Raw genomic sequence first — 16,157 nt, 5'->3', positions numbered from 1 at the left:
TTGTATAAAATAATATCCACATTCATATACATCCAAACTTTACACTAAAACAACTTAAATAAAAAGAAATATATATGAAGAATAGATTCTAAATTGATTGTTGATTTTCTACTTTATCTAGATATACCCCATCATTCTCAATAAACTGCGAGTATATTCAATCGCTTCGGCACGATTTGCTACGCCGATTTTCTGATAGAGATTGCGTATATGGGTTTTGATGGTGGTCATTGCGACCACCAGTTCTTGAGAGATCTGTTCATTGCTATAACCTGAATAAATTAACCCTAACACTTGCCATTCTCGTTGAGTAAGCGGACTGATTTTGAGCAGTTCTGGCACTTGTGGATTGGCAAGCAAGTTTTTGACAAACTCTTCATCAAAATGTGCGGTTTTATGGCGGTTATGCTGGTTAATACTCCGCAAAATAAATTGGGCTTTGTGTGTAGAAAGTTCTTCTAATACATTGAGTTGCAGTAGTTGGCGGATTTGTTGTGCCATTATTTCGCCTTCAATCACAAACGCACTGATAAAGTTGGTCTGTTGGCTTAAATTTAGGGCTTGAATAAGATCTCGTTGGGCTAAATCGGGTTTGCCTTGTAAGGTGTAAACTCGATTACGCAAAATTAACGCACGCTGGCTATCGCTCACTAGATTAAAAATCGCTGTGGTACGCAGTAAGCTGTTGAGAATACGCAATGCTTGTTCGTAATCTTCTTGTAGCAGGTAACAACGGGCGATATTTCGCCATTGGCGTTGGGTAAAGTGGTTATGCTCTTGGCTAGGGAAATTCGCTTGAGCAAGCCAGCCTTCTAAATAGCGGGTTTCATTACGCATTTGCCAATAGATCAGCTGGATTTCATCAAGTGCCGTTACCCAATCTTTATGGGGCGAACAACGAGCCAGTAGGATTCGGCACTGCTCAATCAGACGTTCTGCATTGTTTAAGTCACCTTTGGTTAGGGAAATTTTGGCTAATAAGGCAAGGCTTTGAATACGTTCTTCTTCCTTGTCTAACACCTCGATCCCTGCATTCGCCATTGCTTCGGCTTGGTCAAGATGGTGCCATTCCCATAGAATTTGCCCTTTTAAGCGTAGCAAAAATTCATTCATCGGAATTTGATGAAATTCTTTGGTTTGTAAGGTAGTTTCTTTTAATAAATCATAGGCAGATTGCCAAAAACCTTGTGCAGACAGGATTTCAGACTGTTGTAGTTTAGACCAAAGCCAGTGGTGATACGCCCGTTGGCTCGTTGCCATTTTTTCGACTTGTTGCATTAAGGCTAAACTTTCTTTGAGATAACCACGACAATGCTGAGCTTCGCCAATCACCGACTTAGCAACAATTTGGGCATAGTCAAATTCATCAGACAAATTGGCTAAGGCTTGATTTGCAATTAAATAGGCTTGCTCTTCGTCGCCCGCATTGATTGCCACTTGAGCTTTTAATGCATCAAAACGCCCTTGCAAACTTTCGGTAAGCGGTAACTTTGGCTGGAATTTTTGCAAGATACCGCTCACTTCTTGATGGCGGTGCTGACTTTGGGCTAACCACGCTTTAAGCAGAACAAGATTTTCATTTTGCCATATCTGTTCTGATGGCAAGTGGCTTAAGCAGTCTTCCAATAATTTTAGTTGCCCTTGATGGAATAACGCCCAGCCGTGTTCTTGCAGTATTTGGTAGAGCGTTTGTAGATCGTCTAGCATTTGAGCGTGGTAGAGAGCTTCAGAACCATAGCCCAGTTTTAGCCACATCATTGCGGCAGTTTGGTGTAGCTGTTGCCATTCGTTCGGTAATTCTAAGCGACAACTTTGCGAGAGATAGGCGGCTAAAATCGGGTGAAATTTCCACCAGATTTCTTCATCATCGTGGGTCATTCGTGTGATGAATAATCCCAATTTTTCCAGCTCATCTAACCGCTTGACCCCGCTTTCATCTTGAGTAAGTGCCACGACCAACTTTTCATTCATTGAACGTAAAATCGCACAACGTTGCATAAAGCGTTTGATTTCAGGATCGACATAATGAAAAACTTCTTCATTAAGATAGTCAGCGATATGTTGTTGATTGAGCTTGGTCAGTAATTTTTCAGGGAAATGCAACAGTTCTGCATTTTGTTTAATGGCAAAGATCATCAGTTGCAACGCCGTTGCCCAACCTTCCACACGCTCACATAACGCAAAAATCACTTCGTCACTTAATGTTTCATTTAGCTTTTGTTCAAAAAATTGACGGGTTTCTGCAGGTGTAAAGGCAAGCTGATGTACATCAATTTCAAGCAGTTTTTCGTGAATACGCAAGTTAGTAATGCTTAATGGCGGTGTAAGGCGAGAAAGTAGCACAAGGCTCATCGTATCAGGCTGATGTTTCAACCAAAAACGCAGTGCATCGTGGATTTCGGGATTATCAATAAGATGGTAATCATCAATAATGAGATAAAATCGACGGGGAACATTATCAAGTAAGATTAAGAGTTGCCCAAAGTAATCCACCAAGTTATTTTTATAGGTGATCCCTTGTAATGAAATGCCTGTAGCTTTGGTTAATGCTGATGAAAAGTAGTGACAAAACTGTTCGGCGTTATTATCGCTTTCATCTAAAGCAAACCAAGCGACTTGTTCATTTTTTGCTAATAAGCGTTCTTTCCATTGGGAAATCAATGTCGTTTTGCCATAGCCAGCAGGGGCAATCACGACGGTTAAAGGGTAGTGTGGAACATCGGCAAGTTTTTTTAAAAGCTCACTACGTTCAATGTTTTGATTTGCTGAACGTGCGTTGTGCGTAGATTTACTGGAAATCAGTTTGGTAGGTATGAGCTTTGTAACAACTTGCATTTTGCCTCCGTGTCTATGATGGAAATGGATTGTAGCAAACTTTGTAATAAACTTCATACACAAAAAGAACAGTATTACCTATGGGCAGTAATAGCTTCTCTTTCCATTACCTCCCAAATCAGTACAATCTCACTAAGTTTAATACAATCTCAAACCACTTTTATACTTTCATTACTTCACTTTATTAAATCACTTACAAGCGGTAGGAAAACTGCTAAAATTTGCGAAATTTTTATTTCAACAGATATTCTATGGCTTTAATTAACCTCTCTAACGCCTATTTAGGCTTTGGCGATCATCCACTACTTGATCACACCGAATTACATATTGAACAGGGCGAACGTGTCTGTCTTGTCGGACGAAACGGGGCAGGCAAATCGACCTTAATGAAAGTGCTGGCTGGCGAAGTTCAGTTAGACGATGGCAAATTGATTTTTGAAAAAGATATTGTTGTCACCCGTTTAGAACAAGATCCGCCCCGACATATTGAAGATACTGTGTTTGATTATGTCGCAGAAGGGATCGCTCATTTAGCCGATCTTTTAAAGCAATATCACCACATTTCGCAACAAATGCTGACCGATTACAGCGATACGCTAATGTCGCAACTTTCTCAAGTTCAAGCTCAACTGGAACACGCGAACGGTTGGCAGTTTGAAAACCGTATTCAAGATACCTTGAAGCTGTTAGAGCTTGATCCTGAAAAACGGTTGTGCGAGCTGTCGGGCGGTTGGGTTCGCCGTGCGGCGTTGGCTCGTGCGTTGGTGGCTGATCCTGATGTGTTGCTGTTGGACGAACCGACCAACCATTTAGATGTGGACACGATTGCTTGGTTAGAAAATCTGTTATTAGAGTTTAAAGGCAGTATTATTTTCATCTCTCACGACCGTGCTTTTATTCGCAAAATGGCAACTCGCATTGTCGATTTAGATCGGGGCAAACTGGTTTCCTATCCTAGTAATTACGATGTTTACCTTGAAACCAAAGCCGAAGATCTGCGTGTAGAAGCCTTACAAAATGAGCTGTTTGATAAAAAATTAGCCCAAGAAGAAGTTTGGATCCGTCAAGGGATTAAAGCTCGTCGCACCCGTAATGAAGGGCGTGTGCGAGCCTTGAAAGCCTTGCGAGAAGAGCGTAAAGCACGTCGAGAAGTACAAGGCACGGTAAAAATTCAGCTCGATCAGACCGCTCGTTCAGGCAAAATTGTGTTTGAAGTGGAAAATGCCAGCTACGAAGTGGCAGGTAAAACCTTGCTGAAAAACTTCAGCACTACCATTTTGCGTGGCGATAAAATTGCTTTTATCGGTGCAAACGGAATTGGTAAAACCACCTTAATTAAACTATTGCTTGGCGAAATTCAGCCAACCGCAGGGACAGTGCGTTGTGGCACTAAGTTAGAAGTGGCGTATTTCGATCAATACCGTGCAGAGCTTGATCCTGAAAAAACGGTAATGGATAACGTGGCGGACGGCAAACAAGATATTGAAGTCAATGGGGTAAAACGCCACGTGCTTGGTTATTTACAAGATTTCTTATTTCCACCAAAACGGGCGATGACCCCGGTCAAAGCCTTATCGGGCGGTGAACGTAACCGCTTGTTATTAGCTAAATTATTGCTAAAACCAAATAACCTACTGATTTTGGACGAACCCACCAACGACCTTGATGTAGAAACCCTAGAGCTACTGGAAGAGATGTTGGCGGATTATCAAGGCACTTTGATTATTGTCAGCCACGACCGTCAATTTATCGACAATACCGCAACGGAATGCTACATCTTTGAAGGCGAAGGGGTTGTGAATAAATATATTGGTGGCTATCACGATGCGAAGCAACAACAGGAGAATTATTTTGCCTCAAAAGCCCCCTACCGTCCTTCGGACACCTCCCCCCGTAAACAGGGGGAGGGTAGTGGAGCTTTGCAAAAAAATGTTGAAAAAGCACCGCTTGTTGAAAGCGAAAATGCCCCTCTCCGTCCTGCGGACACCTCCTCTCGCAAGCAGGGAGAGGGGAAGAAGGTCAAACTTTCTTATAAAGAACAACGAGAGTTAGAAGCCCTACCTGAAAAAATGGAACAGCTTGAAGCAGAAATTGAAGCCTTACAAGCCGAAGTGAATAGTGCGGATTTCTTTGCTAAAGAGCCGAGCTATACTCAAGCTCAGTTACAAAAACTGGCGGATGCTGAAATGGCGTTAGAGCAAGCATTTGAACGTTGGGAAGAGCTTGAGAATATTAAGAATGGTATTTGTTAATACCGTTACCTAAAACTTGGCATAGTAGAAAAAGATAAATTCCCCTGTTCTACTATGCCTTGCTAATTTACAAATTCGACGCTTCAATTAACCGCTTGGTGTATTCATCTTTTGGTTGCTCGAAGATCTGTTTGGCTTCGCCCTGCTCGACCACTTCCCCTTTGCTCATCACAATCACTCTGTTACTCAATGCTCTTACCACTGCTAAATCGTGGCTGATAAAGATGTAACTTAAGCCATATTTACGTTGGAGATTATTCAGCAATTCCACCACCGTCAATTGTGTTGAACGGTCAAGGGCTGAAGTCGGCTCATCAAGTAAGACGAATTTCGGCTCAAGAATAATCGCTCTGGCAATCGCAATCCGTTGGCGTTGTCCGCCTGAAAACTCGTGGGGATAACGGTTGATCATTGATGGCGAAAGATTAACTTCTTCCAAGGTTTTCATCACTTTTTGGCGACGCTCTTCTTTGCTCATTTGTGGATAATGCACAGACAAGCCCTCGCCGATGATCTCCCCTACCGTCAAGCGTGGAGAGAGTGAGTTAAACGGATCTTGGAATACCATTTGCATATCTTTCTTCAAGGCTTGACGCTGTTCGTTAGATAATGCGGCGATCTCTTGATCTGCAAAGGCAATTTTTCCTCGATAGGCTAAGATCTGCATAATCGCTCGCCCGAGTGTCGATTTGCCCGACCCCGACTCGCCCACGATCCCTAAAGTTTCGCCTACTTTTAGCTCTAGGGAGATATTTTTCACGGCATTAAACACTTTGGTCGGTTTGCCAAATAGATTGCGTTTTAAAATGTAATCTATATCCACGTTCTCTGCTGTGATCAGTTGTGGGGCATTTTCTGCGACTTGATGTTTTAGATCACTTGGGATCGGTGTTAGCAATTCAATGGTGTAAGGGTGCTGAGGATTTTTAAAGACCTCTTCTGTGTTCCCTCGCTCAATGATTTCGCCATTTTGCATTACACATACATCGTCACTGTATTTATGCACTAAACGGAGGTCGTGAGAAATCAGAATGATCGCCATTCCCATATCCGCTTGTAGGTCGTGCATTAAGTCTAAAATTTCCGCTTGCGTAGTGACATCAAGGGCGGTTGTTGGTTCGTCTGCAATCAATAAATCTGGTTCATTGATAATTGCCATTGCAATCATTATGCGTTGCAACTGTCCGCCTGAAAACTCGTGAGGATAGCAGACCATTTTTTTCTCAGCGTCCGGGATTTTTACTTTCTGTAACATCGCCAATGCTTTTTCGTGAGCCTGCTGTTTGCTCAGCAATGGATTATGGGTACTCACCGCTTCGGCAACCTGTTCCCCAATTCGCATAAATGGGTTAAGAGATGTCATCGGCTCTTGGAAAATCATACCGATACGATCACCTCGCAATGATTGCATCTGCTTATCTGAGAAACGTAAAATATCTTGCCCTTCAAAAATAATTGAAGAATTTTCGCCATAGGTAACAATGTTATGTGGCAACAATTGCATTATCGACATTGAAGTGACCGATTTCCCTGATCCTGACTCGCCGACAATCGCTAAAGTTTGTCCTTTTTCCACACTGAAAGAAACCGAACGCACTGCGTGTACCAATTCTTCATCGGTTTTAAGATAGACATCTAAATTATTGACTTCTAATAATTTCATTGTGCAACTTCCTATTTGTCTTTCGGATCGAGGGCATCACGCAAACCATCGCCAATAAAGTTAAAACAGAACAAGGTTAAACAGAGGAAAAAGGCTGGGAATGCCAATAACCACGGTGATGTTTCCATTTGAGCGGCACCATCACTTAATAAAGCCCCCCAACTGCTCATCGGCTCTTGTGTACCTAAACCTAAGAAACTTAAAAAGGACTCAAATAGAATTAAAGCAGGCACTTCAAGGGAAGCATAAACCACCACGATACCTAATACATTCGGAATAATGTGTTTCCAGATGATCTGGCGTTTCGGCACACCGCAGACAATCGCCGCTTCAATAAACTCTTTGTTTTTTAAGCTGAGGGTTTGTCCTCGCACGATACGAGCAAGGCTTAACCACGCAATCATACCGATTGCCACGAAAATCAACAGAATGTTTTGACCGAAGAATGTCACCAATAAAATCACAAAGAACATAAATGGGAACGAGCCTAAAATTTCGAGCAAACGCATCATCACCATATCGACTTTGCCGCCAACATAGCCCGAAATTGCCCCATAGGTTGTGCCAATGACAACGGCAATCAATGCCCCTGCAATCCCAACCATCAGCGAAATTCGTCCGCCCATTGCAATTCGTACCAACAAGTCACGACCAGAAGCATCAGTACCAAAATAATGTCCTGATGCAAAATCAGGGGCGGCACTCATCATATTCCAATCTGTATCTTCATAGCTAAATGGCATTAACATCGGCGCAAAAGTGATGAATAACACCACAAAAAAGAGAATGATCAGACTACTTACCGCCGCTTTATTACGGAAAAAGCGACGACGAGCATCTTGCCATAAACTGCGACCTTCCACGGCGATGTCAGCGGTCTGTTCCGCTAATTTTTCTGCAAGTTCTTGATTTTTCTTATTATTAATTAACATCTCACACTCCTTATGAATAACGAATTTTCGGGTCAATCACGGCATAAAGAATATCAACCACCGCATTAAAGAAAATGGTTAATGTGCCGACCAAAATCGTTAAACTTAACACAAGGGAATAGTCACGGTTTAATGCCCCATTGACGAAAAGCTGTCCGATACCAGGTAAACCAAAGACACTTTCGATTACCATTGATCCTGTAATAATCCCCACAAACGCAGGGGCAAGATAGCTAATCACAGGTAACATAGCTGGGCGTAAAGCGTGTTTAAAAATGATTTTACCCATCGGCAAGCCTTTAGCTCGTGCCGTACGAATAAAATTAGAGTGTAGCACTTCAATCATTGAACCACGCGTAATACGCGCAATCCCTGCGACATAGGCAATGGTAAGCGATAAAACAGGTAACACCATATAATAGAGCTGACCGCCATTCCAACCGCCAGCGGGTAGCCATTTGAGATAAATGGCAAAAATTAACACTAAAAGAGGGGCAAAGACGAAGCTCGGCATAATAATCCCCGTCATCGCAAAGGACATTATAAAGTAGTCCCACCTACTATTTTGCTTCAAGGCTGCCACCGTTCCTGCCAGCAAGCCAAGAGTTACCGCAAAGCAAAAAGCAACAATACCCAGTTTAAATGAAACAGGAAAAGCAGAGGCAATTAAATCATTAACGGTTTGATCTTTATATTTAAAAGAAGGGCCAAAATCCCCCTGAGCTAAGTTCTCAAGGTAGATAAAATACTGTTTATATAAGGGTTCATTTAAGTGATATTTGGCTTCAATATTTGCTATCACTTCAGGTGGATAAGCACGCTCAGAGGTAAATGGGCTACCTGGTGCTAACCGCATTAGAAAAAACGAAAATGTGATTAAAATAAAAAGCGTTGGAATCGCTTCTAAAATCCTTTTTATTATAAATTTCAACATTGCTCAGTTCTCCAATCCACACAACAAAAGAAAACAAGCGGAGCGATTTTTGGCAAAATTTGCAAAGATTTTTAAAAATCGCACCGCTTAAAAATTACTGCTTAATGATATAAAGGTTTCTTAATAAAATATCATCCTGCGGATCTTTACCCTCATAACCTTTCACGAATGGCTTAACCAAACGTGGATTTACATAGTTATAGATAGGAATGATCGCATAATCTTTCGCTAACTGAGCTTCCGCTTTTGCATAAGCTGCCGCACGTTCTTCTGCGTTACCCGCTTTATATGCCGCATTGATTTCAGCATCATAAGCCGCACTCTTATAACGAGCGGTGTTGTTACTTGAGTTAGACAAGAAGTATTTACCGAAAGTCGACGCTTGGTTATAGTCAGCCGCCCAACCTGCACGTGCAACATCATAGTTACCCGCACGGCGTGTATCTAAGAAAGTTTTCCACTCTTGGTTTTCAAGTTTAATATCCACTAAACCGCCCGTGTTTTGTTTTAAGATCGATTGTGCTGCAATCGCAATTTTCTTATGGTTCTCGTTAGTGTTATATAAAAGCGTAAATTTAAGAGGGTTCGCTTTGCTAAAGCCAGCTTCTTCTAACAACTTAATCGCCTCTGCTTTACGAGATGCCATATCCTGTTTTGAGTACTCAGGTTGTTGAATTAAGTGACCTTCTGTAATGTACGGCGGTGTAAACACATAGGTTGGCGTTTGCCCTTGCCCTAATACTTTATCCGTAATCACACTACGATCTAATGCCAAGTTTAACGCCTTACGCACACGCACATCGTTAAATGGTGCTTTTTCGTTGTTTGGCTCGTAGTAGTAAGTTGAAAGCGTACGGGTTACAAACACTTCATTTGGAATTTCTTTTTTCAATGTCGGGAACTGCTCTGGAGGCAATCCGTAGCTGGTGATATGTAAGTCACCCGCACGATAACGTTGAACGTCTGTACTTGCATTTTGAATAGCTAAGAATGTCGCTTTATTAATCACGGTTTCTTTATCATTCCAATACAATGGGTTACGTTCAAACACGATTTTTTCATTAATCACATGCTCAACTAATTTATAAGCACCGTTACCTACATAGTTCTCTTTTTTCACCCACGCATCACCTAATTTCTCAACGACCGCTTTTGGCACAGGCAACATCGTTTGGTGCGTCATCATACCGACTAAGTAAGGCACAGGATTGCTTAATTTGATTTCTAAAGTGTAATCATCAACGGCTTTAACTCCTAACTTCACTCGGTGCTTTTTACCATCAATGATGTCTTGAGCATTTTCAACTTGAAGATAGTTTAAGTAACTTGCATAAGGTGAAGCCGTTTTCGGATCGCCTAAACGTTTAAGCGAGAACTCAAAATCGTGTGCGGTAACAGGTTCGCCATTAGACCATTTTGCATTTTTGCGTAAATTAAAAGTCCAGGTTTTGAAATCATCAGAACTTTTCCAGGTTTCAGCCACACCAGGAATGATTTCGCCCGCAGAATCTTTGGTGACTAAACCTTCAAGTAACTGATAAGAAACTTGAGCTTCTGGCACACCTTCTGTTTTATGTGGGTCAAAACTTGATGGTTCTGAGCTATTGTTAATAATGATCTCTTGCTTCTCTGCAAGCACCGTACCTTCAGGCACTTTAGCTGCAAATGCAGAAACGGAAAGACCAAGTGCAACTGCACTGGCTAATAAAGAACGGGTGAAAGTTGTTTGCATAAATGATCTCCGCTTTTAGTTGTGTTAAAAATTGTTAATTAGTAACTTAAAAAATCAATTTTGTAAAGTTTTTAAGTTACTTTTATAGAGATTATTTGTAAAAATGTGACTTGAGTAAAGAAAATCAATGAATAAAACAAAAAACAATCGGCAGAACCTTAAAAATTCTACCGATTTACACTATTCAGATTTTACCAACCCCAGATGACTATAAGTCCTCGACGTTGCTATCCGCCCTCTTGGCGTACGTTGCAAAAAGCCTTGTTGGATTAAATAAGGCTCTAGCACATCTTCAATGGTTTCCCGTTCCTCGCCGATGGCGGCTGCAAGGTTATCTAATCCAACAGGTCCGCCATCAAATCGCTCAATGACAGCAGAGAGTAATTTTCTGTCCATAAAATCAAAACCCTCGGAATCGACATCTAACATCGTTAATGCTTGTTTTGCAATGTCCGAGGAAATAATGCCGTTGTTTCGTACGTCTGCAAAATCTCGTACTCGACGTAACAAGCGGTTTGCAATTCGAGGCGTTCCGCGTGAACGGCGTGCAATTTCGTAGGCTCCCTCAGGGGATAAATTTAAATTCAAACAGCTGGCACTACGGCTTACAATCGAAGTGAGATCTTCAACGGAATAAAACTCCAGGCGTTGCACAATGCCAAAGCGGTCACGCAAAGGCGAAGTTAAAGAACCTGCTCGTGTTGTTGCTCCAACGAGGGTAAATGGGGGAAGATCGAGTTTAATGGAACGTGCGGCAGGGCCTTCACCAATCATAATATCAAGCTGATAATCTTCCATTGCTGGATACAACACTTCCTCAATGGCTGGCGACAAGCGGTGAATTTCGTCAATAAAAAGCACATCGTAGGGTTCTAGGTTTGTCAGCATTGCGGCAAGATCTCCTGCTCTTTCCAGCACTGGCCCTGATGTCGTGCGGATATTCACGCCCATTTCGTTGGCAATAATGTTCGCCAGTGTCGTTTTACCTAAGCCTGGAGGCCCAAAGATCAACAGGTGATCTAAAGCATCATTACGTAATTTAGCCGCCTTGATAAAAATTTCCATCTGCTCTCGCACTGATGGCTGTCCGACATAATCGGCAAGCATTTTAGGGCGAATTGCACGATCTATAGTTTCGTCCTCTTTCTTTGCTGAGGCACTGATAATTCTGTCAGCTTCAATCATTGTCTTAATCTATCTTACATTTCATATTAAAGTTAAATTATAAAGTAATTTAACTTTCAAATAGCTAAGAATTATTTTAACTTAATTCATCTTCTTTCTTTTCATCAGTCGCTAACTTAATCTTTTCCATTTCACTCTGATCATCAAGTTCAACTTCAACAACCTCAATACTTTCCCCAACCTCTTCCAAAATATCCGCAGTTTCTTCATTTAAAGCGGTCGCTTCGTGTATTGGTTTTACAAATGGTTCAATTCGCCAATATTTTTTCGCAATTTCATCGGAAAAACAGTGTAGAACTTCTTCATTCAGACGCTCCTGATCCAAATGGCGGACAAGGTTAATTACATCTTGAGCCTCTGTTTCTGTTGCACCTAATCGTTCAAGGGTCACCTTGCTCAGCAATAAAGCAGATTCGAAGGTTTCACGCACTTGGTAATCAACATGATGTTTAATTAAATTCACAGTATTGAATCGGTCGTAAGAACGAGCAAAAACAGGCACTAATGGATATTCGTGTTTAATTAATTCTAATATTTGCAAAGTGCGATCAGGTTCAGCTAAACCAACAATCACACAGTCTGCTTGTGCTATACCACTGGCTCTTAATACGTCAATTCTTGCTCCATCACCATAGTAAACCTTAAAGCCGAAACGGGTTGCCGTACGGATATTCTCAACATCAGAATCAATCACCGAAACATTAATTCCACGGGCTAACAAGCCTTGGCAGACAATTTGGCTAAAACGTCCAAAGCCAATAACAAGAACACTACTTTCTAAATTTTCTGCAAATTCAATGCCTTCTAAATTTGGTTGAGCTTCCCCTGTGGATTTTTTCGCTTTCAAATTCACCAAACGTTGAATTACAATCACAACTAATGGGGATAAAAGCATTGATACGATCACCGCTGCAGTGAATGTCGCTTGATTATCTGCGGTAAAAACACCTGCAGCAGCGGCAGCAGAAAAAAGAACAAACGCAAACTCACCACCGTGCGACATAATCGCTGTACGCATAATGGCTTCACGGTTAGTCAGTTTAGTAACTAATGCAACAACATAAATAGATAGCCCTTTGCCTACCACATAAAGCAATACCACACCCAGTAACCATAGCCAATTATTCAGTACAAGAGAAAGATCGAGAGACATTCCTACGCCCATAAAGAATAGACCAAGTAATAAACCCCTAAATGGTTCAATATCTGCCTCTAGCTGATGACGGAACGACGATTCAGACAACATAACCCCTGCAACGAATGCCCCCATTGCCATAGATAAACCACTCAATTCCATTAACAAAGCAGAACCTAATACCACTAATAATGCCGCTGCGGTCATCATTTCGCGAATGTGAGCTTTAGAAATCATCTTAAACAGCGGGTTCATTAACCATTTACCTGAAGCAACTAAGATCAGCACTACCACTAAGCCCGCACCAATCGCAGTCCAATTTGTCCCTTGCTCTGCTCCAGCTTGTTCAGGTGCTAAAAATGCAATAGAGGCTAATAATGGCACAATAGCTAGATCTTCAAAAATTAATGTCGAAACGATACGCTGTCCTTTAGGTGTGGTACTAATCCCTTTTTCTTCAAGCACTTGCATTACAATCGCAGTCGAAGAGAGTGTAAAGCCCATTCCTGCAATGAACGCAACTTCTTTTGGTAAACCTAGAATAAAAATACCTGCAAAAGTGAGCAATGTCCCGCATAGAGCGACCTGTAAAAAACCTCGACCGAAAATCGCTTTACGCATACTCCACAAACGCTCAGGGTGCATTTCCAAGCCGATAATAAACAAGAACATCACTACCCCAAGCTCAGCCATATGTACAACTGCATTTGGATCTTGGAATAGTCCCGCACCTGAAGGACCAATTAAGCAACCTGCCACGAGGTAGCCTAATACACTGCCTAGTCCAATTCGTTTAAAAAGCGGAACAATAGTAATACTTGTTGCAAGTAACACCACGGTTTTAATCAATTCGGGATTAGCTAAAGTTGAGGACATAAACTTTCCTATTTTTAATGTTGTTCTAAAAATTCTCGATGTTGTTTACTCTGAAATGGTACAATTTTAATCATATCATTTTGTTTTAAGAGCTGATAAAACTGAGGAAAATTAAAGCTATTAAGGCTTTCTTTGGTATCTTCCGTGTCTGAATAAGATCGGCTAATACGTCGGATTTTATTTTCTTTATCCCCAACACAGTTGCAATAACATTCGGTCTGGTTATTTTTATCAAGGACATAAACATTAAAACTGCCGTCGGTGTTATCATCAAAGAAAAATTGTAAAAAGCCTTCACTGGCAAAATCATAAATCTCTTTAGGAATATTGCCTGTAAACTCTGACAACTCATCACCCAAATCGTTGAGTTCATCGGCAACAATATTTTGTAAATTATTATTTTTATTAAAAATCAGTTGCCATTTTTTTCCAGCCATTTTGAATGTCTGTGCCTGCTGGCGTTGGAAAATAGAGCCTGTTTGTACGGTAATGCAACGATTGACCAAACTCATTACTGCATTTTGTAACTCATTTCTTAGCTGACAGCTATAACAAAATACATTGACAGATTGTGGAGGTGCAGAATTACGATAAATTTTATTAGAAATTAACTTGAGGGATTTCAAAATGGCATCATTTCCCTCAAAGTGCTGTGTCATTATTTCATTCCACATATTGCGATAAATAATGCTAACACTACCAATCATTCCTTGCTCTGAAGAGCCTAAATTAAACAGATCCAGTTGTGCCATCTCCGTTTTAGATAAGGGAGATAAATCTTTTGTCGGATCTTGAATTAAATTAATCGCGACAATCAGATTACGAATTTCATTTGGGTGATAAAGATCATCATCTTTCAATGCTGGCGTTGCGACAGGAAATGAAAGACGTAAATCCGTAATAAACTGACGCAAGGTTGAAAGCTGAAGGCTTTGGCTGACCAAGTGAATTTGCGTAGAGGCTGTGATAACACGATTAAAATAAGCCCAAGCCACTGATTTGATAAGTGTTCGTTGATACTGAACGTGGCGGGTTGTTGAGTCATAGGAACTTAACGGGGCGTGATTGATCAGATACCAGCCTGCTTTAGTTGAAACACCTTCATTGACTTCAATGAAAGTCACTTCATCTTCGGCTAAATTTCGAGCGATATTTTGATTGATTAAAGGTACTTTACCTGGCACAACTTCAAATGCAGAATAAAGTTTACGCATTAAAATATCGGTATCCTGTGGCAAAATGCTTGGATCAATATGAAATTTGCGAGCAAATTGAATTAAATTACGGTAACTTTGCAATAACTGTTCAACAATCATCTGCTGATGTGTCATTGCTTTTTTCACTTTCCACTGACGGCAATTATTTAAACATTCGATTTCACGCTCGCTCCATTGCCACTGCGTCACCAACTCTCTCAATGCTTCTTTACGCCAACTATCGTGCTGACCATCATAAGCCTTGATATAAAAACAGCTACGCAAGCGGTCTAATCGAACAAACTCTTTACGATTTTCTAAATATGTTGTTACTTGCTCTAACATTGCTAAATATGGATCAAAATGATAGCGAACCTCTGCCGTTGAAAGTAATAACCGCTTGAATTTCTTAGAAATAAGGTGTGTTTCAGGGTAAGTTTCTGCATAGCTTTCCAGCAATAAAATTTTAATCGCCGACTTATAAGGGCTTTCAATCCCTTTATAAAGTTGCCAAAGGCTTGCCCCGAAATATTCATCAATTGCTAATGCAGAGAAATCTCCAAAGTCGATCCATTCCTCTGGATTTAATTGCCCTAAACTCACCGCTTGCTGAACATATTGCTCATAATCCTGTTCGCCATTATTTATATGTAGCCATAAAATCCGCTTACCTGCTAAACGAATTGCCGAACGATAAAACTCATCAAGCAAAAAGAAATGCTGTGCAGAACCATTATGCTCATCACACACATCACTATTGTAGTTTTTTGCTTTAAACCTATTTGGATTCATCAAATAGAAATTAACATCAATCCCTTGCTGTTTTGCCCACTGCTGAATTAAAGTCAATTTCTTCTGTAATAATTCAGATTCTTCTAAACTAAAAGATTGCGAATGGCAAAGCCATAGATCCAAGTCTGATAAACAAGTTTGCGTAATTGATCCAATACTCCCCCCCATCACATACAAACCATCAAAAGCGACATATTTTGTATCTTCAGGCAGAGGAAAATAGGTCGACAAATGGGCTTTCTGAGTAGCCGATAAGTTGAAATTAAAAATACCTTTTGGTGCATTTTCAACATACGCAGGCAAACTCGGAATGTTATAGTGTAATAAAGCGGGTAATAATGAAAAAACGCTTTGGAAAGCTTCGGAATGGTTGCGTAACGTATTATGGATACGGAACTGATCGAGCATATCAACTCGATGTTTTATATAAGATAATTGATCTTGAAAAAGAGATGAGCTTGCTAGGTTTTGACTTATTTTAGGTAAGATCAGCTCTTTCATCAGTGGTTATCTCAATGGATTAAAAATGTGATCAATTTAACATTTTTTGGAAAAAAAGTAAAAGCGGAGAATCAAATCAGATATGTATACAGAAAACAAAAAACCGCAAGCTATCTCTAACCTG

General features: G+C 40.8%; 9 protein-coding genes. 1 reads left to right on the top strand and 8 read right to left on the bottom strand.

The window, feature by feature from the left end:
• Positions 1–117 precede the first annotated feature (117 nt).
• A complete protein-coding gene (malT, locus tag J1G47_RS01730) occupies positions 118–2,835 on the bottom strand; it encodes an HTH-type transcriptional regulator MalT (RefSeq protein WP_207326711.1) in 2,718 nt (905 codons plus the stop codon).
• A 251-nt stretch (positions 2,836–3,086) separates the two neighbouring features.
• Here malT and J1G47_RS01725 point away from each other — a divergent pair, with 251 nt between their 5' ends.
• Positions 3,087–5,087 (top strand): ABC transporter ATP-binding protein, encoded by a 2,001-nt coding sequence (locus J1G47_RS01725; RefSeq protein ID WP_160434800.1) that lies wholly within the window; start codon positions 3,087–3,089, stop codon positions 5,085–5,087.
• 67 nt (positions 5,088–5,154) lie between these two features.
• On the opposite strand, the gene J1G47_RS01720 is transcribed toward J1G47_RS01725, so the two are convergent.
• The 7 genes from J1G47_RS01720 to J1G47_RS01690 all read right to left on the bottom strand — a co-directional run bounded on the left by J1G47_RS01720 (position 5,155) and on the right by J1G47_RS01690 (position 16,033).
• Positions 5,155–6,750: an ABC transporter ATP-binding protein gene (locus tag J1G47_RS01720; protein ID WP_035490331.1), complete on the bottom strand. Its 1,596-nt coding sequence runs from the start codon at positions 6,748–6,750 to the stop codon at positions 5,155–5,157.
• An 11-nt stretch (positions 6,751–6,761) separates the two neighbouring features.
• A complete protein-coding gene (gene oppC / locus J1G47_RS01715) occupies positions 6,762–7,682 on the bottom strand; it encodes an oligopeptide ABC transporter permease OppC (protein ID WP_005711630.1) in 921 nt (306 codons plus the stop codon).
• A gap of 10 nt (positions 7,683–7,692) precedes the next feature.
• The gene (gene oppB, locus J1G47_RS01710; RefSeq protein ID WP_005711628.1) at positions 7,693–8,616 is read right to left on the bottom strand and encodes an oligopeptide ABC transporter permease OppB; all 924 of its coding nucleotides are present in this window, start codon (positions 8,614–8,616) and stop codon (positions 7,693–7,695) included.
• Between the two features lie 94 nt (positions 8,617–8,710).
• Positions 8,711–10,348 carry an ABC transporter substrate-binding protein gene (locus J1G47_RS01705; protein ID WP_207326710.1) on the bottom strand — a complete coding sequence of 546 codons (1,638 nt, stop codon included), beginning with the start codon at positions 10,346–10,348 and terminating at the stop codon, positions 8,711–8,713.
• A 180-nt stretch (positions 10,349–10,528) separates the two neighbouring features.
• Positions 10,529–11,533 (bottom strand): Holliday junction branch migration DNA helicase RuvB, encoded by a 1,005-nt coding sequence (gene ruvB, locus J1G47_RS01700; protein WP_010787109.1) that lies wholly within the window; start codon positions 11,531–11,533, stop codon positions 10,529–10,531.
• 76 nt (positions 11,534–11,609) lie between these two features.
• Entirely contained in the window at positions 11,610–13,544 is a 1,935-nt protein-coding gene (locus tag J1G47_RS01695; protein ID WP_075592621.1) for a monovalent cation:proton antiporter-2 (CPA2) family protein, read from the bottom strand.
• Positions 13,545–13,558: 14 nt separating this feature from the next.
• Positions 13,559–16,033: a class I adenylate cyclase gene (locus tag J1G47_RS01690; protein ID WP_207326709.1), complete on the bottom strand. Its 2,475-nt coding sequence runs from the start codon at positions 16,031–16,033 to the stop codon at positions 13,559–13,561.
• Positions 16,034–16,157: the final 124 nt, after the last annotated feature.

This window comes from Glaesserella parasuis (assembly GCF_017352235.1).
GTDB classification, from domain to species: Bacteria; Pseudomonadota; Gammaproteobacteria; order Enterobacterales; family Pasteurellaceae; genus Glaesserella; species Glaesserella parasuis.
The sequence above is the reverse complement of the archived record's forward strand: the minus strand, read 5'-3'. Positions and strand labels throughout refer to the sequence as shown.

Excerpts from the sequence above, each read along its gene's own strand:
- J1G47_RS01690 (WP_207326709.1), bottom strand. The coding sequence starts at position 16,033 with ATGAAAGAGCTGATCTTACCTAAAATAAGTCAAAACCTAGCAAGCTCA.
- J1G47_RS01705 (WP_207326710.1), bottom strand. The coding sequence starts at position 10,348 with ATGCAAACAACTTTCACCCGTTCTTTATTAGCCAGTGCAGTTGCACTT.
- J1G47_RS01720 (WP_035490331.1), bottom strand. The coding sequence starts at position 6,750 with ATGAAATTATTAGAAGTCAATAATTTAGATGTCTATCTTAAAACCGAT.
- J1G47_RS01695 (WP_075592621.1), bottom strand. The coding sequence starts at position 13,544 with ATGTCCTCAACTTTAGCTAATCCCGAATTGATTAAAACCGTGGTGTTA.
- oppB (WP_005711628.1), bottom strand. The coding sequence starts at position 8,616 with ATGTTGAAATTTATAATAAAAAGGATTTTAGAAGCGATTCCAACGCTT.
- oppC (WP_005711630.1), bottom strand. The coding sequence starts at position 7,682 with ATGTTAATTAATAATAAGAAAAATCAAGAACTTGCAGAAAAATTAGCG.
- J1G47_RS01725 (WP_160434800.1), top strand. The coding sequence starts at position 3,087 with ATGGCTTTAATTAACCTCTCTAACGCCTATTTAGGCTTTGGCGATCAT.
- malT (WP_207326711.1), bottom strand. The coding sequence starts at position 2,835 with ATGCAAGTTGTTACAAAGCTCATACCTACCAAACTGATTTCCAGTAAA.
- ruvB (WP_010787109.1), bottom strand. The coding sequence starts at position 11,533 with ATGATTGAAGCTGACAGAATTATCAGTGCCTCAGCAAAGAAAGAGGAC.